Annotated in this window: 14 protein-coding genes; 5 read left to right on the top strand and 9 right to left on the bottom strand. The window is 67.9% G+C overall.

Going from position 1 to position 17,685, the window contains the following annotated elements:
• Positions 1-6: 6 nt before the first annotated feature.
• Together LQD00_RS08990 and LQD00_RS08985 are read right to left on the bottom strand one after the other, a co-directional pair.
• Positions 7-603 (bottom strand): class I SAM-dependent methyltransferase, encoded by a 597-nt coding sequence (locus LQD00_RS08990; protein ID WP_232716808.1) that lies wholly within the window; start codon positions 601-603, stop codon positions 7-9.
• Between the two features lie 43 nt (positions 604-646).
• Positions 647-1,810, bottom strand: a complete 1,164-nt coding sequence (locus LQD00_RS08985; protein WP_232716807.1) for a MalY/PatB family protein — start codon at positions 1,808-1,810, stop codon at positions 647-649.
• A 278-nt stretch (positions 1,811-2,088) separates the two neighbouring features.
• Between LQD00_RS08985 and LQD00_RS08980 the strand changes: the two genes are divergently transcribed.
• The 5 genes from LQD00_RS08980 to LQD00_RS08955 all read left to right on the top strand — a co-directional run bounded on the left by LQD00_RS08980 (position 2,089) and on the right by LQD00_RS08955 (position 9,506).
• Entirely contained in the window at positions 2,089-2,880 is a 792-nt protein-coding gene (locus LQD00_RS08980) for an LLM class F420-dependent oxidoreductase (RefSeq protein WP_232716806.1), read from the top strand.
• 76 nt (positions 2,881-2,956) lie between these two features.
• Entirely contained in the window at positions 2,957-5,023 is a 2,067-nt protein-coding gene (locus LQD00_RS08975; RefSeq protein ID WP_232716805.1) for a TPM domain-containing protein, read from the top strand.
• Between the two features lie 280 nt (positions 5,024-5,303).
• On the top strand, positions 5,304-7,385 hold the full coding sequence (locus LQD00_RS08970; RefSeq protein WP_232716804.1) for a PhoX family protein: 2,082 nt from the start codon (positions 5,304-5,306) through the stop codon (positions 7,383-7,385).
• A gap of 297 nt (positions 7,386-7,682) precedes the next feature.
• Positions 7,683-8,168 (top strand): MarR family winged helix-turn-helix transcriptional regulator, encoded by a 486-nt coding sequence (locus LQD00_RS22740; protein ID WP_248658499.1) that lies wholly within the window; start codon positions 7,683-7,685, stop codon positions 8,166-8,168.
• A gap of 57 nt (positions 8,169-8,225) precedes the next feature.
• Entirely contained in the window at positions 8,226-9,506 is a 1,281-nt protein-coding gene (locus LQD00_RS08955) for an MFS transporter (RefSeq protein WP_232716803.1), read from the top strand.
• 110 nt (positions 9,507-9,616) lie between these two features.
• On the opposite strand, the gene LQD00_RS08950 is transcribed toward LQD00_RS08955, so the two are convergent.
• From LQD00_RS08950 to LQD00_RS08920, 7 genes are all read right to left on the bottom strand, one after another.
• Positions 9,617-10,309 (bottom strand): helix-turn-helix domain-containing protein, encoded by a 693-nt coding sequence (locus tag LQD00_RS08950; RefSeq protein ID WP_232716802.1) that lies wholly within the window; start codon positions 10,307-10,309, stop codon positions 9,617-9,619.
• Positions 10,310-10,360: 51 nt separating this feature from the next.
• The gene (locus LQD00_RS08945) at positions 10,361-11,557 is read right to left on the bottom strand and encodes an NAD(P)/FAD-dependent oxidoreductase (protein ID WP_232716801.1); all 1,197 of its coding nucleotides are present in this window, start codon (positions 11,555-11,557) and stop codon (positions 10,361-10,363) included.
• Positions 11,554-12,885: an FMN-binding glutamate synthase family protein gene (locus LQD00_RS08940; protein ID WP_006868532.1), complete on the bottom strand. Its 1,332-nt coding sequence runs from the start codon at positions 12,883-12,885 to the stop codon at positions 11,554-11,556. Before LQD00_RS08940 ends, LQD00_RS08945 begins: the two co-directional genes overlap by 4 nt.
• Before the next feature lie 115 nt (positions 12,886-13,000).
• The gene (locus LQD00_RS08935) at positions 13,001-13,783 is read right to left on the bottom strand and encodes a GltB/FmdC/FwdC-like GXGXG domain-containing protein (protein WP_406566987.1); all 783 of its coding nucleotides are present in this window, start codon (positions 13,781-13,783) and stop codon (positions 13,001-13,003) included.
• A complete protein-coding gene (locus tag LQD00_RS08930) occupies positions 13,771-14,667 on the bottom strand; it encodes a class II glutamine amidotransferase domain-containing protein (protein ID WP_232716800.1) in 897 nt (298 codons plus the stop codon). Before LQD00_RS08930 ends, LQD00_RS08935 begins: the two co-directional genes overlap by 13 nt.
• 68 nt (positions 14,668-14,735) lie before the next feature.
• Positions 14,736-16,097 carry a type III glutamate--ammonia ligase gene (gene glnT / locus LQD00_RS08925; RefSeq protein ID WP_232716799.1) on the bottom strand — a complete coding sequence of 454 codons (1,362 nt, stop codon included), beginning with the start codon at positions 16,095-16,097 and terminating at the stop codon, positions 14,736-14,738.
• Positions 16,098-16,314: 217 nt separating this feature from the next.
• On the bottom strand, positions 16,315-17,676 hold the full coding sequence (locus LQD00_RS08920; RefSeq protein ID WP_232716798.1) for an ammonium transporter: 1,362 nt from the start codon (positions 17,674-17,676) through the stop codon (positions 16,315-16,317).
• Positions 17,677-17,685 lie beyond the last annotated feature (9 nt).

Raw genomic sequence — 17,685 nt, 5'->3', positions numbered from 1 at the left:
GCAGAGCTACTGGCGGCCGGCTCGTCGCGCTCGGAACACAACGTCGTGCGTGTGGTGACCACCGCCTGCGGCTTTGCCCCGTGCACGCGTCTCGTCGGTGACGATCTCCCAGTCGTCACCGACGAGTTCGGCGTACCCGCCCGGTTGGACGTAGTCGTCGGGATCGAACCCGTGCGCCCGTACGCCTTCCGGCGCATGGGCGACGACCAGCAGCGAACCGCCCGGACCGACGGCGGCGACCAGCTTCCGCGCCACCTCGATCTCTTCGACGGGGATCGGGAAGTAGTGCAACGCGACGAGACCGAAATCGCCGCCGGGGACGGGATCGACGACGAGGTCGGCGCGCGTCCACGTGATCGGCAGATCGCCGCTGATCTCGCGCGCCCGATCGAGTGCCACCTGGGAGATGTCGACCGCGGTCACCTGCCAGCCGCGTTTCGCCAGCCAGCGGGCATCGGCACCCTCCCCCGAGCCGACGTCGAGCGCGGTGGTCGGCGTCAGACCTTCGGCCTCGGTGATCAGCGCGGGATTGACGTCGGCAGTCCACAGTCTCTCGGCATTGCCGTAACGCTCGTCCCACTCGGCTGCCCGGTCGTTGTCCATTCTGAGATTCATAGCAGCCGACCGCGCCAGGCGCGGTTTCGAGCTATGAAACGGGCGGGTCGTCGACGACGCGGGCGATCCGTTCGACCGCCTCGGTCAGCACCTCCGGCGAACACGCAACGTTCAGCCGTGCGAAGCCCGCCCCCAGCGCGCCGAATGCCGGTCCGTAGTGCAATGCGACCCGGCCGTGCTCGAGGATCGGCAGGCCGGGATTGTCGCCGAGTCCGGCGTCGCGGAAGTCGAGCCACGCCAGGTACGACGCACTCGGCCGACGATAACCGACGCCCGGTAGACGTTCGGCCAGAAGCTGATCGAGCAGGACGAAACTCTCGCCGATGACCTCCAGGGTGGCGTCGAGCCAGTCGTCGCCCCGAGCGAAGGCGGCCTCGGTGGCGGCCCGGCCGAGGATGGACGTCCGGTACTGCACCTCGTCGGGCTGACGTGCGACGATCCCCCGGCCCCTGTCCGAGGTGGCCACCGTCAACGCGCACTTCGCCCCCGCCAGGTTGAACGCCTTGCTGGCCGAATGCGCGGCGATGCCCACCTCACGGGCGACGTCACTCACCGCGAGGAACGGGACGAACCCGACCCCGGAATGCACCAGCGGCGCGTGGATCTCGTCGCTCACGACCGTCGCACCGTACGACGCCGCGAGCTCGGCCAGCCGCGCCAAGTCGGTGGCGTCGTGGACCAGGCCCACCGGATTGTGCGGGTGACACAACAGAACTGCCCGCGCACCCGCGCTCAGCGCCGCCTCGATGCCGTCAAGATCCATCCGCCACCCGGGATCGTCGAGCAGCGGCACCTCGACGACGGCTCCGCCAGCCTCCGGGATGAGCTCGAAGAACGGCGGATACACCGGCGGCATCAGGATGACGCCGTCACCCGGACGTATTGCTGTCCGCAACGATTCGACGATCACGACGCTCACATCGGTGGTCAGCGTGACGTCGTCAGCGCTCAGCTGCCAGTTCCACCGCCGCTCCGCGAAACCCGCGAAAGCCGTTCCCACACCGCCCGAATCACCGGCGTAACCGACATCCGACGCCCGGATGCGATCGATCATCGCCTCCGCCACGACCGGTGCGAGCTGGTAGTCCATCTCCGCGATGAACAGCGGCAGAACGTCGTCGGGATGGGTGGACCACTTCGAGGAGGTGCGGCGTCGGAGGTCGTCGAGCGACGGTGCGGCGGGTCTGGGTGTCACAGGCTCTTTGGTACCACCCTTCGAGACGGCCCTCCGCACGCTCCGGGCCTCCTCAGGGAGCAAAGGTCGACGGCCCGCGCGCTCCGGGCCTCCTCAGGGAGCAAAGGTCGACGGCACGCACGCTCCGGGCCTCCTCAGGGAGCAAAGGTCGACGGCCCGCACGCTCCGGGCCTCCTCAGGGAGCAAAGGTCGACGGCCCGCATGCTCCGGGCCGGGCCTCAGGGAGCAAAGGGCGCAAGTCATCGACGCCGACGCCATGAGAAGGCAGACTGGTCGCCATGGCCTTCCCTCTTCGTATCGGTGTCCAGATCCAGCCCCAGCACGCTCCTGAGTACGGCCTGATCCGGGATGCGGTCCGCCGCGCCGAGGATGCGGGCGTCGACGTCGCCTTCAACTGGGATCACTTCTATCCCCTCTACGGCGCTGAAGAGGGCGAGCACTTCGAGTGCTGGACGATGCTCGGTGCGTGGGCGGAACAGACCTCGCGGGTGGAGATCGGCGCGCTCGTGACCTGCAACTCCTACCGCAATCCGGAGTTGCTCGCCGACATGGCCCGCACCGTCGACCACATCAGCGGCGGACGCCTGATCCTCGGTGTCGGCGCGGGCTGGTTCCAGAAGGACTACGACGAGTACGGCTACGAGTTCGGCACCGTCGGTTCACGCCTCAACGACTTCGGCGCGGCGCTGCCGCGCATCAAGTCGCGTCTGGGCAAGCTGAACCCGGCGCCCACCCGCGACATCCCGATCCTGGTCGGCGGAAGCGGCGAGAAGAAGACGCTGCGCTACATCGCCGAACACGCCGACGCCTGGCACGGCTTCAACGATGTCGAGCAGTACCGCCACAAGTCGAAGGTGCTCGCCGAGCACTGCGCGGCGGTGGGACGCGACCCGGAGACCATCGAACGGTCGTCGGCGGTGCAGTTCGACGGCGACGTCGACGCGATGCTCCGCGGTGCCGACGCACTGGCCGACGAGGGCATCAGTCTGCTCACCGTCGGCGTGACGGGCCCCGACTACGACCTCACCGCCGTCGAGGCCCTGTGCCGGTGGCGCGACGCTCGACGCTGAGCACGTGCCGGTACCCATCGAGGTCAAGGACGGACATACACTCACCCGAATGCGGCCGCTGGTTAAATTTGTGATCATGCATCGGGAACCTGCGATTCGTGGTGGGTGGGGGCACGTCGTGACACGTCGCATCTCCGCAGCTCTCGGCGCAGTCGGTCTCGCGCTCGGGATGACGCTGCTGCTGGCGGGTGTCGGAGCCGGCCCGGCCGCCGCCGAACCGCCCGCCCGCCTACCCACCTACGTCGTCGACTCGGCCGAGGTGATCACACCGGAGCAGCGGACCGAGCTCGAGAATGCCGCCGACGACCTGTACAACAAGCACGACATCCAGATGTGGATCGTGTACGTCCGCAGTTTTGACGGCCTCACCAGCGAACAGTGGGCCGACCAGACCGCCATCGCCAGTGAACTCGGCGACCACGACGCCCTGCTGGCGGTCGCGACCGAGGACCGCTCCTACCGGATGTTCGCCCCTGACGACATCGGCGGGCTCGACCAGTCGACCCTCGATGACGTTGCCACCAACGACGTCGTACCGCAGCTTCGCGAAGGCAACTGGGCGCAGGCCGGCCTGGGTGCGATCAACGGGCTCTCGAATGCCCTCGACCCCAGCTACACCGGGGTCATCACCGCCGGTGTCGTCGGCGGAGCGGTCGTCGTCGGCGGTGGCGGTGCGTATCTGTACTCGCGGCGACGCAAGCAGCGTCGGATCGACAGCAGCCTGGAAGCGCTTCGCGAACAGGAACTGACCGTCGACCAACTCGAGGAACAGCCGCTCGACGTGCTCGATCCGTGGTCTCGCGAGGTCCTCACCGATCTCGACAACGCCATCCGCACCAGTGAAGAGGAACTGCGGCTGGCCGTCGACGAGTTCGGCCCTGCCGAGACCGCACCGTTCACGAAGGCTCTCGAACGGGCGAAACGCGATCTCGCGCAGTCGTTCACCATCCGTCAGCGACTCGACGACGACGTCCCGGAGACCGACGACGAACGCCGCCGGATGCTCGTCGAGATCATCACCTCGTGCACCGAGGCCGACGCCGCCCTCGACGACCAGGTCGATGCCTTCGATGCGATGCGCAACCTGCTGATCAACGCCGACGCCCGCTTCGACGCCATCACCCAGCAGCTGATCGGGTTGCGGGCACGTCTCGAACCGGCGTCGCAGCAGCTCGCCGATCTGGCCGAGAAGCACGGCGAGCAGACACTCGCCTCGATCCTGTCGAACGTCGAACTGGCCCGACAGCAGATCGATTTCGCCGAGGCGACCGCAGATCAGGGTCGTGCGGCGAGTGCGGCACCGGTCGGGCAGCAGGGTCCCGCGGTCGCGGCCATCCGTTCGGCCGAGGGATCCATCGAGCAGGCCACCGTGCTCCTCGACGCCATCGATCACGCCGACGCCAACATCGCGGCCGCACAGTCCCGGATGCCTGCGCTGATCGAGGAGGTGGAGGGCGAACTCGCCGAGGCCGCCTCGCTGACCGCCGACGGCGGACCCGCGCTGGCGACTGCCGCCGCGGCCGCGCGAACCGCTCTCGACGCGGCCCGCACCGGCTTCGACGCCGATCCCCTGGGTACGTTCACCGCACTGGTCGACGCAGACGCCGATCTCGATGACGCGCTCGACGCCGCACGGGACTCCGCGGCCGAACGCACTCGTCGCGCACAGGTGTTGACCGCCGCCCTCGAATCGGCAACCGCGAAGGTGACCGCGGCGTCGGACTTCATCGGCACCCGACGCGGCGCCGTCCAATCCACCGCCCGGACCCGTCTGGCCGAGGCCCAGCGGCTTCTCCGGTCCGCGCAGGAGGCCGCCGGAACCGACCCGGTCGCGGCGACTTCCGCCGCACGCCAGTCCGGTGCTCTCGCCGACCAGGCGCTGATGGCCGCCCAGGGCGATGTCGTGAGCTGGCAGCAGTCGCAGCAGCCGCGTTCGAGCGGGTCGTCCACCGCGGGTGCGGTTCTCGGCGGCATCCTGGTCGACAGCTTCCTGCGCGGCACCATCAGCGGCGGCCGCGGAGGCGGATACCGGGGCGGTTACCCCGGCGGCTTCGGGGGCGGGTTCAGCAGTGGCGGACGCAGTCCCGGCTCATTCGGCGGCTCCGGGTCGTCGGGACGGATCGGTACCGGCGGACGGTTCTGAACCGCTCCGCCGACCGAGACACCCATTCCTCCCCGAGAAGGTTCGAGCCCAAGACACCGTCGCCCACCCAACTACCGGTCGACGTCAACCCCGACCGGCAGACTTCGATCGACGTCTGCCGGTCGAGTTGAGGTTCGGCAGTCGGAATCCGGGCGCTTCTCAGGGCGCGGATGGGGCCGGCTTCGCTCGCACCTCAGGGAGCAGAGGAGCCACCGCGCGTTCGGTTTCCGTTCACCTCTGAGCACCCGGTGGTTGGTTTCGCTCTCCTAGCGTCCTGCGGGTGCGAATCCAGTTGCCGCTGTTCACCTCCGCCGGCCGCGATGCAGGCCGATCGTCCCGTGCCCACGTGACCTGCCGCTACAAGTGCGGCGACGCCTGCCGGTCCGACCCCGGGAACTCCAGCGACAACGCATACTTCCGCGACATCGTGCGTACCGCGGTCTCGCGTCGAAGCGTCCTCAAGACCTCTGCGGGTACCGCGGTCGCGGTCGGTGCGGCGTCCGTGCTCGCGGCCTGCGGCGACAGCGGTTCGGGGGCCGGGCCGCGGCCGAGCACGGGAGCTACCGGAGATGCGTTGCCGGGCATGAAGTTCACCGCCGTCCCCGCCAACACCGAGGATGCGGTGGTGATCCCGGACGGTTACCGCCAAGAAGTCGTGATCCGCTGGGGCGATCCCGTCCTGCCCGGCGCCCCGGACTTCGACTTCGCCGCGCAGACCCCCGAAGCGCAGGCCGCACAGTTCGGCTTCAACAACGACTTCGCCGGACTCATCCCCGTCGACGGCGTCCCCGGACACTTCTACCTCGTCGCCAACCTCGAGTACCCCACCGAGCCGTTCATGTTCACCGGTTACCGGGAGGGCGCACCGACCGAGCAGCAGACGCGGATCGCGATGGCCGCGGTCGGTATCGCCGTCGTCGAAGTGGTCGCCAAGCGCGGCACCGGCGCCCTGGAACCTGTTGTGGGACCGCGCAATCAGCGGCTCACCGCGTCGAGCCCGTTCCGGTTGACCGGCCCGGCCGCCGGCAGCGAGTTCGTCCGGACTGCAGCGGATCCGGCCGGCACCACGATCCTGGGCACCTTCGCCAACTGCTCCGGCGGCCTCACGCCGTGGGGCACGATGCTCTCCGGTGAGGAGAACTTCAACAACTACTTCACCAACGCGAGCAAGGTCACCGACCCGAAGGCGGCCGAACGCCTCGACCGCTACTCCTTCGCCGACGATGACGACGAGCACCAGTGGGGTCGGTACGACAAGCGTTTCGATCTCGCCGTCGAACCCAACGAGGCCAACCGGTTCGGGTACATCGTCGAAGTCGATCCGCACGACCCGAAAACAGTTCCCGTCAAACACAGTTCGCTGGGTCGGTGCAAGCACGAATCGGCCAACATCCACGTCGTGAAGAACGGTCCGGATCAGGGCACCGTCGTCGCCTACAGCGGCGACGACGAGAAGTTCGAGTACATCTACAAGTTCGTCTCGTCCCGCAAGATCAAGAGCGGACTCTCGAAGACCGCACGCGAGCACAACCTTCGCATCCTCGATGAGGGCACCCTCTACGTGGCGACCTTCACCGGGGACGCCCCGGACGGCTCCGGCAAACCACCTGCGTCGGGCAAGTTCGCCGGAAAGGGTTCATGGAAGCCGCTGCTCACCAGCAACGCCGACGGATCGGCGCGCTCGCATGTGCCCGGGATGTCGCCGGCAGAGGTCGCGGTGTTCACGCGACAGGCCGCCGACGCCGTCGGCGCCACCAAGATGGACCGACCCGAGGACATCGAGCCGAGCCCCACGACCGGCAAGGTGTACTGCGCCCTCACCAACAACAGCGACCGCGGCACCGACGGCAAGGCGCCCGTCGACGCGGCCAATCCGCGCAACGAGAACAAGAACGGACAGATCCTCGAGATCGCCGACGATCATGCCGGCACCGAGTTCACCTGGGAGCTGCTGCTGGTGTGCGGTGACCCGGCCGCCGCCGACACCTACTACGGCGGCTTCGACAAGACGCAGGTCAGCCCCATCTCCTGCCCGGACAACCTGGCCTTCGACCCCCACGGCAACCTGTGGATCTCCACCGACGGCAACGCCCTCGGTTCCAACGACGGATTGTTCGCCGTCGCACTCGACGGGGACCGCCGTGGTGAGACCAAACAGTTCCTCACCGTCCCGATCGGTGCCGAGACCTGCGGGCCGGTCATCGACAGTGACCGCATCCTCGTCGCCGTGCAGCACCCCGGTGAGCTCGACGGCCACTCGGCCGACAACCCCGCATCCCACTGGCCCGACGGTGGCAACTCCCAGCCCCGGCCCGCGGTGGTGGCGGTCTGGCGCGACGGCGGGACCCCTATCGGCGTGTAGTGGGGCGGTTTCGATACGGCTCGTCGCGGGCTCCTCGCCTACTCAACCGGCGAAGCGATGGGCACCCGCAGACTCCTCGCCTACTCAACCGGCGAAGCGTCGGGGCACCCGCAGACTCCTCACCTACTCAACCGGCGAAGCGTCGAGGCACCCGCAGGCTCCTCGCCTACTCAACCGGCGAAGCGTCGGGGCACCCGCAGGCTCCTCACCTCCTCGACCAGCGTCGACGCCTGTGTCGTCGATCTCACAGCGTCACGAGGTATTACTTCGAGAGTCTAAGTATTAGAGTCTCTAAATGTGACTGTTCCAGATGCCGCTCGACTCGCCTCGGCCCTCCGGCCGAGCATCACGCGGCTCTACCTGTCGCTTCGACGACGCACACCGGTCGTCGAACTGACCGCCGCACAGACATCGGCGATCAACGTCCTGGCCGATCACGGCCCGATGCGCATGGGTGAGCTCGCCGAACGTGAGTCGATCCGGATGCCCACCGCGACGTCGGTGATCGACGGACTCACCAAGCACGAACTGGTGGAACGCCGACCCGACCCGGCCGATCGTCGTGCCGTACTCGTCGATCTCACCGACCACGGTCGCGAACTGGTCGAACGGATCCGCCTCGGCCGCGACGTCGCCCTCACCGACGCCCTGGCCAACCTGAGCCCCGAACATCTCGAAGCGCTTGCCGCGGCCGCTCCGGCACTGCAAGCACTCCGCGACGAGCTCGATCATCACCCCGCACAGACCTCAGCGGCGGTGGATGCCAAGACGGCCGAGAACTGACCCTCGCCCGATCCACGTCCCCCGTCTCCGACAACCAGCCCCGTTCAGAGGACCCACATGACCGTCACCGAAGACAAGGCCGCCACCGGCGGGTCGAACCCGCCACACACCGACGCGGAGGACACCTCGCTCCTCGCCATGTTCCGCATGCAGCCCCGTGCCGTGTGGATCACCGCGTTCGCGGCCACGATCGCCTTCATGGGCATCGGTCTCGTCGACCCGATCCTGCACAGCATCGCCCAGGCGCTCAACGCCCCGCCGAACAAGCTCACCCTGCTGTTCGGTGTGTACGTCGGCGTGCAGTGTGTGGCCATGCTCCTGACCGGTTGGGCCGCTTACCGTTTCGGCCCCAAGCGAACCCTGACCGTGGGCCTGATCATGATCGTCGTCGCCGCCGGGGTCTCGGTGTTCGCAAGCAACATCGATCAGCTGATCGCCTTCCGCGTGCTCTGGGGCCTCGGTAACGCCTTCTTCCTGGCCACCGCGTTGGCCTTCATCGTCTCCTCCGCCAAGGGCAGCAGGCAGGGCGCGATCATGATGTACGAGGCGGCCCTGGGCATCGGCCTCGCCGTCGGTCCGCTGCTGGGCGCGACGCTGGGCGAATGGAGCTGGCGTGCCCCGTTCGGCGGCACCGCACTGCTCATGTTCATCGGCGCCGTGCTGTGCGCGATCATGCTCCCCGCCGACGGCCCGCGATCCGCGCGTGCCCGGGTCAGCGTCATCGATCCGCTCAAGGCCCTGCGTAATCGCACTCTCACCATCGCCGGCATCGGTTCGGCCTTCTACACCGGCGCCCTGTTCACCGTCATCGCCTGGGCACCGATCGCCATGGGACTCCGGCCCATTCACGCCGGCCTGGTCTTCTTCGGCTGGGGCCTGCTGACCGCCATCGCCGGTGTGTTCGTCGCGACGCCGCTCGCCCGGGTCGTCGGCGAGAAGGGTGGTGTGCTCGTCGCGATCACCGGCTACGGCATCGTCATGGCCCTCGCCGCCGTCGGAACGCTGTCCGACCAGGTCTGGCTCATCGGTCTCGCAGTCGTCCTGTCCGGTCTCCCGTCGGGCATCCTCAACACCCTGTTCACCGACCTCGCCATGGCGTCGGGCGGCAACGACACCCCGCGCTCGGTGTCCAGCGCCGGCTTCAGCTTCCTGCGCTGGGCGGGTGCGGCGGTTGCCGCGGTCCTGGTCTCCTACCTCGCCGAGTGGTTCGGCGACGTCGCCCCGTGGTGGTTCGCCGTCGGCTACTGCGCGGTCGCACTCGGTGCCGTGGCGCTGGTCAAGACCAACAAGCACAAGGTCTCTCCCGACGCCGCGCTCATCGGAGCCGAGGAGTTCTGAGGCCGGGCACGAGTCCTTTCGATACGCCCTTCGCAAGCTCCGGGCTACTCAAGGAACAGGGTGTACGCCCGCCGCAAGCTCGGGCTACTCGAGGAGCAGGGGCTTGGGCTTCAGACCGCGGAGTCGGGGAAGGCGATGACCGACAGGAAGCGCACGGGCAGTTCGACGAGTTCGACCGGCCCGTGCGCTCCTTCGCCGTCGAGCTGGAGGGCGTCACCGGGATGCATCCGGTACACCGACCGGCTGTGCGCGTAGTCCATCACGCCCTCGAGGACGTACAGGAACTCGGTACCGGCGTGCTGGAACAGCGGCTGGGTCACCGACTTCTCCGTCAGGGTCACCAGCAGACATTCGAGTCGTTTGTGTTCTCCGCGAAGCGATCCGAGCAACTCGTACTCGTGCCCCTCGCGTGAACCCTCACGGATGATCTCGTTGCCCTCCCCCGCCTTCACGAAGACGGCCGACCGCTCCATCTCCGCGCCGCGGAACAACGACGTGACCGAGACGTCGAAGCCGTTGGCCAGACGGGCGAGGGTGCTGAGGCTGCACGAGGTCTGTGCATTCTCGATCTTCGACAGCATCGCCTTGGAGATGCCGACGCGGGTCGCCATGTCACCCACCGACAGTCCCTGCTGACGACGCAGCCGCCGCACGTTGTGCGCGATCGCCGTCTCGAGCTCGAGTTCCTCGACCGACTGGTCGACGGGGCGCTCCCGTGCGATGCCAGATTGGTTCCGGATCAATGGGTCGTCGGTCACCTCGCCAGCATAGTGAGCGAGGTCGTTCACTGTCAGTTGACACATGGTGTCGCGTCCTCTCGTCGGTTCACCCCCGTGCACACCGGTCGGGGACGCTCAGCGCATCTCCCCTGCTCCCACGTACGGGAACCTCGTCTTCAGGGGGTCGTTCTCGGCGAACCGGGTGAAGCGGAAGTCGGACTCCGGGATTCGCGGGTCCGAACTGTGTCCGTCGACGACGAGGTCGGCGACGAGCCTGCCGACTGCCGGCGAGATCTTGAAGCCGTGACCGCTGAACCCGACCGCCAGCACCAACCCGTCGAGTGGCCCGCGCGAGATGATCGGATTCCAGTCCGGCGTCACGTCGTAGCAGCCGGCGTAGCTGCTGGTGATCGCCGGGTCGGTGAACCCCGGGAACCGGGTGCCCACCTTGTCGACGGTGAGATCGACGAAATCGCTGTCGACACGGTTGCTGTAGTTGTCCGGGTCTGCGGTCTGCAGTTCCTTGAGATCGCTGTTGCCGAACAGGATCTCACCGCGGACGTCCGGGCGGACGTACTGCAGGGAGACGAGGTCGGAGAACACGGGGACCTCACCGAGATCCTCCCCCGGATGGATCATCACGATCTGTTCGCGATGGACCGAGATCGGGACGTCGATGCCATGCGGCGCCAGGAAGGGCTTGGACCACACACCGGTCGCCACGACGACGGTGTCGGCGGAGATCGTCGAGCCGTCGGCCAGGCGGACGCCGGTGACCCGGTCCCCGTCGACGACCAGCTCGGTGACCGTCGTGCCCTGGCGGATCTTGATGCCGGTGGCACGTGCGGCGGCGGCGAACGCCTGAGCAGTCTGGTAGGCGTCACCGTAGCCGCCGCGTTCCTCCCACCCAAACGCCGCGAACGGTTCGAGATCGGCTGCCGGCCACATCTTTGCGACCTCGGCGGCGTCGATCTCCTCGGTCTGGACGCCAACCTCCCGCTGCGCCGCAAGGCTTTTCCGCAGGTTCTCGACGTTCGCCTCGCCGACGCCGACGACGTAGCCGGTCTGTCGGAAGCCGATGTCGGTACCGAAGATCTCTTCGGCCTTCTCGAAGACCTCGAGGCCCACCGCCGCCATCGCGGCGAGCGAACTGACGCCGTAGTGGCAGCGGACGATGCCCGACGACTTGCCGGTCATCCCGCCGCCCACAGTGTCCCGTTCGCAGACCACCACATCGGTGATGCCGCGCTGACCGAGTGCCCATGCGGTGGCGGCGCCTTCGAGGCCGCCACCGACGATGACGACCGATGCGGTCGTGTTCGCCGCGCTCACAGCCCACTCCCCGGAATCCAGTTTGTTCCGGCCATCGGCACCCGTGCCATCGCCGCGGCCTCGATCGTGATGGCGACGAGGTCCTCGGGCTCGAGGTGCTGAAGGTGCGCCTTGCCGCACGCGCGGGCGATGGTCTGGGCCTCCATCGTCATGACCCGCAGGAAGTTGGCGAGGCGCTTGCCGCCGAGGACCGGGTCGAATCGGGCCGACAGTTCCGGGTCCTGGGTGCTGATGCCGGCCGGGTCGCGACCGTCCTGGAAGTCGTCGTAGTAGCCGGCCGCCGAGCCGAGTGCCTCGTACTCCTTGGCGTAGCGGGGATCGTTGTCGCCCAACGCGATCAGGGCGGCGGTGCCGATGGCCACCGCGTCGGCGCCGAGGGCCATCGCCTTGGCGACGTCCGCACCGTTGCGGATGCCGCCGGAGACGATCAGCTGGACCTCGCGATGGACGCCCAGTTCCTGCAGTGCCTGGACGGCCTGCGGGATGGCGGCGAGCGTCGGGATGCCGACGTGCTCGATGAAGACTTCCTGGGTGGCCGCGGTGCCGCCCTGCATGCCGTCGACCACGACCACGTCCGCGCCGGAGTGAACCGCCAGCTTCACGTCGTAGTAGGTGCGGCTGGCACCGACCTTGACGTAGATGGGCTTCTCCCAGTCGGTGATCTCGCGCAACTCGTTGATCTTGATGGCGAGGTCGTCGGGACCGGTCCAGTCCGGGTGCCGGCAGGCGCTGCGCTGATCGATGCCCTGCGGGAGGGTGCGCATGCCGGCCACGCGCTCGGAGATCTTCTGCCCCAGCAGCATTCCGCCGCCGCCCGGCTTCGCGCCCTGACCGAGGACGACCTCGATGGCGTCGGCCTTGCGCAGGTCATCGGGGTTCATGCCGTAACGCGAGGGCAGGTACTGGTAGACGAGGTGCTTGGACTGGCCGCGCTCCTCGGGGGTCATGCCGCCGTCGCCGGTGGTGGTCGACGTACCGACCTCCGACGCCCCTCGGCCCAGCGCTTCCTTGGCGCCGGCCGACAGCGCACCGAAACTCATACCCGCGATCGTCACCGGGGTCGACAGGTGCAGCGGATACTTCGCGTTGCGGCCACCCAGGACGACGTCGGTGTCGCAGCGCTCGCGGTAACCCTCGAGCGGGTAGCGCGACATCGAGGCGCCCAGGAAAAGCAGGTCGTCGAAGTGGGGGAGCTTGCGCTTGGCACCCCAGCCGCGGATGTCGTAGATACCGGTCTCGGCGGCCCGCTGGATGGCGGCGATGGTGGTGCGGTCGTAGGTGGCGGATTCACGGAGTCCGCGCTGCTCGACGCTGAGGTTCTCGGTCATGGTGATGTCTCTTTCGGTGTGTGTCGGCGCGAGGGGCTGGGATTCGAGGGGGGGTCGCCAGCCCTTCGTGGCTCGTCGCTATCGCTCCTCGCACCTCAGGGAGCGAGGGGATGGCTCAGTAGGCGGAAGCGTTGTCCACCTTGAAGTGGTAGAGCTCGCGGGCCGATCCGTAGCGGGTGTAGGCGGTCAGATCGTCGTCGGCGTAACCTGCGGCCTTGAGCAGTCCGGCGAGTTCCTCGAGGTGCTCCTCGCGCATCGGCTTCGCGATGCAGTCGGCACCCAGCGAGGCGACCTCGCCGCGGACGTAGATGCGGGTCTCGTAGATGGAGTCGCCGAGGCCGTCACCGGCGTCGCCGCGGATGACCAGGCGACCGGCCTGTGCCATGAACGCGCTGTTGTGTCCGACGTTGCCGCCGACCACGATGTCGACGCCCTTCATCGAGATGCCGCAACGTGCCGCCGCGTCACCCTCGACGACGAGGAGGCCACCGTGTGCGGTGGCACCGGCCGACTGCGAGGCGTTGCCCTTGACGATGACGCTGCCGCTCATCATGTTCTCGGCGACACCGGTGCCGGCGTTGCCGTTTATGGTGACCTCGGCCTGCTGGTTCATGCCGGCCGCGTAGTAGCCGACGTGGCCGTTGACGGTGATCTTCACCGGGGCGTTGACGCCGGCCGCGACGCTGTGGGCGCCGGCGGGGTTGTCGATGACGATCTCACCGGAGATGTCGTCGTGGAGCGCCGAGTTGACCTCTCGCAGTGGGGTGTTCGCGAGATCGAAGTGGTGGTTGGGACTCATCGTCTCAGCTTTCGCCGTGTCGGTGGGGGAGTAGGTGGAGGGAGCGAGTGTCCCGGGTTGTTCGAGGGTCCCTGGGTGCGGGAGTGTCACCGTGTCCATGCGTAGACCACCTCGGGCTCGGGCTCCCAGATGCGGGCGTTCTCGACGCCGGGCAGCTTGGCGAGGGCGCGGTACTCGCTGGCGATCGCGACCCAGTCGTCGGTCTCGGCGATCACCGCGGGCTTGCAGGCGATGGCGTCGCGGACGACGGCGAAGGAGTCGCGATTGGAGACCACGAGGGTGTAGAAGCCGTCGAAGTTGGCGCACACCTCCTTGAGGGCGGTCTCGACGTCCTTGCCGGCGGCGAGCTGGTGGGCGACGAAGCGTGCGCCGACCTCGGTGTCGTTCTCGCTGTCGAATTCGACACCCTGGGCACGCAATTCGCGTCGGATGGTGGCGTGGTTGGCGAACGAGCCGTTGTGAACCAGGCACTGCTCCGGACCCACGGCGTAGGGGTGAGCACCGGACGGGGTCACCGCCGACTCGGTGGCCATGCGGGTGTGGCCGACGCCCTGCCAGCCGGAAGCGGTTGCCAGGCCCCAGGATTCGGTGAGGTCGCGCGGTGCGCCGACACCCTTGAGGACGGTGAGGTCCGCGCCGAAGCCGGCGACCAGCGCGTCCGGGTAGGCGGCGCGGGCCGCGCCGAGGAGCTCTTCGGCGCCGACCGGGGCCGACGCGACCAGCGTGGCGTCGACGAGCTGAGCGGCGACGGGCACACCGAGCGCCGCGCCCAGGGTCGACGAGACCTCGTCGGGCAGGACGTCGAGTTCGAGCAGCGAGACGCAGCCGTGGCCGGGAGGCGCCCACTCGGGGTTGCCGTAGACCGCGATACCGGCCGAGTCCGTGCCGCGATCCTGCATTTCACCGAGCATCTCGGCGAGCATGGCACCGAGCCGGGGATGAAGTTCGGGATTACGCAGATGCAATCCGACGATTCCGCACATTGTCGAATCCTTTACGTCGAAGGGGGAGTTGGGATGTGGTTCGATCCACGCGGCCGGGTTCGGCCGCGTCAGAAGGCGGTGAGGTACTGGTCGACTTCCCACGGGGAGACCGCGGCGTGCCAGTTGAAGAACTCCTCGCGCTTGAGGTTGGAGAAGTAGGTCGACACCTTGCCCTGGTCCTCGGGCCAGTCCTGGGGGAGTGCTGCGTCGAGCGCGCCCGCGACGACGGCGTCGGCCTCGAAGGCCTCGACCGCGTGCAACAGGGTGAGGGGCAGTTCGGCGATGTGGCTGGGTGCACCGCCGACGGCGCCGGGGTCGAGGCTCCGCTTGATGCCGTCGAGGCCGGCACCGAGCAACGCGGCTGCGGCCAGGTACGGGTTGGCCGATCCGTCGCCGCCGCGGAGTTCCACGCGCTGATCGTCGGGAACGCGGATGTAGTGGGTCCGGTCGTTGCCGCCGTAGGTGGCCTTGCGCGGCGCCCAGGACGCACCCGAGCGGGTGGCGGTGGCCCCGGTTCGCTTGTAGGAGTTGACGGTCGGTGCGATCACGGCCTGCAGGGCCGGCGCGTGCTCGAGGATCCCGCCGATGAACCCGTAGGCGGTGTCGGACAGACCGAGTCCGCGGTCGTCTTCGCTGACCTGCGGGAAGGCCGGCTCCCCACCCTTGGTGAGCGACAGGTGGAAGTGGAGTCCCGAGCCGGTCCGGTCGGCGAACGGCTTCGGCATGAAGGTGGCGATCATGCCCTTCTCCGCGGCCATGGCCGAGAGGAGGTAGCGGAGGGTGACGACCCGGTCGGCGGTGGTGAGCGCGTCGGCGTACTTGAAGTTCTGCTCGAACTGGCCGTTGCCGTCCTCGTGGTCGTTGGCGTAGTTGCTCCAACCCAACTGGTTCATGGCGGTGGACACCGCGGTGAGGTGTTCGTACATGCGGGTGAGTCCGCGGACGTCGTAGCAGGGCTGGTCGGAGTCGTCCGCGGCGTCAGCGGTGACGAGCGAACCGTCATCGGCCCGTTTGAGCAGGAAGTATTCGACCTCGGCACCCACCCACGGCTCGAAGCCGGCGTCGGCGGTCTGAGCGATGAGGGTCTTGAGGATGTTGCGCGGGGCGAACGGCCACGGCTTGCCCTCGACGTGCGGATCGCACTGGACGACGGCGAGGCCTTCCTTGATGAACGGGATCGGGAGGAAGGAGCTCACGTCGGGGATCGCGATGAGGTCGGGGTCCTTGGGCTCCTGGCCGATGGCGCCGACCGCGTAGCCGGCGAAACCGACTCCCTCCGTGGCGAGTTCGTCGACCGCCTCGACCGGCACCAGCTTGGCGCACGGCTTGCCGCGGAGGTCGACGAACATGGCGAGGATGAACTTGGTGCCGTTGGCCGCACACAGCTCGGCGAGGGTGCTGGTGTCGGTCGCTGCGTTGGTGGTGGTCATGATGCGCTCCGGGGGTCGACTGTAGGTGTGGCCTGTCGGGATGTCCACTCGCGTGAATCAATGTCTACCGTTAGTAGACCGACCGTTTGTTTCCCCACTGTTTCCGCCCGGTGAGCGGTCGGTGTCGTTTCGGCACCTCGTGTGACGCGACGAAAAAGACCCGGGGCCCGCCGTTCTCACGGTGGGCCCCGGGCCGTTGTTCACTTTCTCCGCGCGGTCAGACCTGCGCAGGTGGAGTCGAGGAAGGCATCGACTTCTCCACCGATTCGGCAGCTACCGACGGCAACAGGGAGCCCAGGCCGCCGCCCGGGTGACCGACGCTCGCACTGGGGATCTCGTAGGCGGTCTCGGCGTGCAGGACGGTGTCGAGGCCGACCATCTCGGTTTCGTCGTCGACGCGGATACCCATGACCTTGTCGAGCCCCTTCGCGATGAGCCAGGTCATCACGAACGAGTAGGTGCAGGTGATCGCGATACCGGCGAGCTCACGCCAGATGATGTCGGGGTCACCGCCGAACAGGACGCCCTGGACGCCGGCCGGAGCGACATCGGTGGCGAACAGGATGATGCAGAAGGTACCGACGATGCCGCCGATGCCGTGCACGGCGAAGGCGTCGAGCGTCTCGTCGACCTTCAGCTTCGACTTGAAGCTGAGCAGGAAGGCGACGACCGCGGCGGCGAAGATGCCGACGAGCAGGGCACCGAGCGGGGCCATGCTGCTGGCTGCCGGGGTGATGCCGACCAGACCTGCGACGACGCCGGTGATGATGCCCAGCGAGGTGACATGACCTTCACGCCACTTCTCGATGATCGCGAAGCCGATCATGCCGGCGGAACCGGCGAGCAGGGTGTTCAGGATGACCGACTGGGCGAGGAAGTTGGCGCCGAGGGCACAGCTGCCGTTGAAGCCGAACCAGCCGAAGAACAGGATGCCGCCACCGAGCATCGTCATCGGCACGTTGTGCGGACGCTCCATGCGTCGCTTGCGGGCACCGAGCACGACGGCGAGTGCGAGAGCGGCGACGCCGGAGTTCATGTGGACCGCGGTTCCGCCTGCGTAGTCGACGATCTCGAGCTTGTTCAGCAGGAAGCCGCCTTTGTAGTCGTCGTCGACGTCAGCCGAGAAGACCCAGTGGGCGAGGGGGAAGTACACCACCAGCAGCCAGATCGGCGCGAAGACCAGCCACGCCGAGAACTTCATGCGGCCGGCGGCACCACTGGCCACGATGGCGATGGTGATGGCGGCGAACAGGATGAACCAGGCCGCGAAGTACAGCGTCTGGGTCGCCCCCGATGCGTCGTCGGTCAGCCAGTTGGTCAGGCCGATGAAGTCGGTCGGGTTGCCGATGAGGCCCCAACCGCCCACCGACGGGCCGGACACCAGTCCGTAGCCGATGACGACATAGAGCACAGCGGTGATGCCGAGAGTGGAGATGACCATCGACATGATGTTCAGGACGTTCTTCGAGCCGACCATGCCGCCGTAGAAGAAGGCGAGGCCGGGGAACATCAACAGGACGAAGACGAAGGCCGCCAGCATCCAGGCCAGGTCGGCGTTAGCCGCGAGTATCGGTTCCATGGGCGATCT

This window comes from Gordonia metallireducens (genome assembly GCF_021245825.1).
Lineage (GTDB): Bacteria > Actinomycetota > Actinomycetes > Mycobacteriales > Mycobacteriaceae > Gordonia > Gordonia namibiensis.
This window is presented reverse-complemented; position numbering and strand designations above follow the sequence as displayed.

Excerpts from the sequence above, each read along its gene's own strand:
- LQD00_RS08980 (WP_232716806.1), top strand. The coding sequence starts at position 2,089 with ATGGCCTTCCCTCTTCGTATCGGTGTCCAGATCCAGCCCCAGCACGCT.
- glnT (WP_232716799.1), bottom strand. The coding sequence starts at position 16,097 with ATGACCACCACCAACGCAGCGACCGACACCAGCACCCTCGCCGAGCTG.
- LQD00_RS08955 (WP_232716803.1), top strand. The coding sequence starts at position 8,226 with ATGACCGTCACCGAAGACAAGGCCGCCACCGGCGGGTCGAACCCGCCA.
- LQD00_RS08950 (WP_232716802.1), bottom strand. The coding sequence starts at position 10,309 with ATGTGTCAACTGACAGTGAACGACCTCGCTCACTATGCTGGCGAGGTG.
- LQD00_RS08940 (WP_006868532.1), bottom strand. The coding sequence starts at position 12,885 with ATGACCGAGAACCTCAGCGTCGAGCAGCGCGGACTCCGTGAATCCGCC.
- LQD00_RS08935 (WP_406566987.1), bottom strand. The coding sequence starts at position 13,783 with ATGGACACGGTGACACTCCCGCACCCAGGGACCCTCGAACAACCCGGG.
- LQD00_RS08990 (WP_232716808.1), bottom strand. The coding sequence starts at position 603 with ATGGACAACGACCGGGCAGCCGAGTGGGACGAGCGTTACGGCAATGCC.
- LQD00_RS08975 (WP_232716805.1), top strand. The coding sequence starts at position 2,957 with ATGCATCGGGAACCTGCGATTCGTGGTGGGTGGGGGCACGTCGTGACA.
- LQD00_RS08930 (WP_232716800.1), bottom strand. The coding sequence starts at position 14,667 with ATGTGCGGAATCGTCGGATTGCATCTGCGTAATCCCGAACTTCATCCC.
- LQD00_RS08920 (WP_232716798.1), bottom strand. The coding sequence starts at position 17,676 with ATGGAACCGATACTCGCGGCTAACGCCGACCTGGCCTGGATGCTGGCG.